Annotated in this window: 1 protein-coding gene; it reads left to right on the forward strand. The window is 57.4% G+C overall.

What is annotated here, in order from left to right; genetic code table 11:
- Positions 1–279: transposase (locus J8I34_RS34270; RefSeq protein ID WP_245176363.1), on the forward strand; the 279-nt coding region annotated here is incomplete at its 5' end.
- Positions 280–627: the final 348 nt, after the last annotated feature.

Genomic DNA, 627 nt, shown 5'->3' on the forward strand with positions numbered 1-627 from the left:
GGATGGTCGAACCATACACCAAGTTACGCGGTGAGGAGAGGAAGGGCACCGGTTCCTATCATGCCGGTTACCAACGCCATCGAAAGCATGCACATGCAGTTGCGCAAGATCGTCAAGAACCGGGGCCACTTCCCCAGCGACGAGGCGGCCAGCAAGCTGCTCTACCTGGCCTTGCGCAATATCGAGAAAGACTGGAAGATGCCGCCTATCACTTGGAAGCAGGCGGCCAACCAGTTCGCCATTCTCTTCGGCGACCGCTTCACCAACGCCCTACGCTGAGATTTTTTTAACCTACCTCAGCACACAGAATTCCTGACACCTCCCGCGGTTGGGATGAACGTGGCGCGCAACCCTCCGCTGCCTCGACTCGCCCTTGGCCGACTGTCTGATACCTCCACCGATGAATAGTCAAAAGATCAGATTTCTTCGCTCACGAATTCCCGCATTCGAGTGCACGCCGGGATGTCATGACTGTTGTGGGCCCGTGACAACCTCTACGGAAGAGATGTCGAGGCTTCCCATTAAGAGCGATGCCGAGCATGAAGCTGGATTCCGTCGCGATAAGGAGGTAGGGGCGAGCGGGGGACGGAAAGGTGCTGCGGTTAGGCCACCAGGGAGTAGAACTGC

Origin of the sequence: Cupriavidus phytohabitans (assembly GCF_017815025.1) — a bacterium.
In the GTDB taxonomy this organism is placed as follows: Bacteria; Pseudomonadota; Gammaproteobacteria; order Burkholderiales; family Burkholderiaceae; genus Cupriavidus.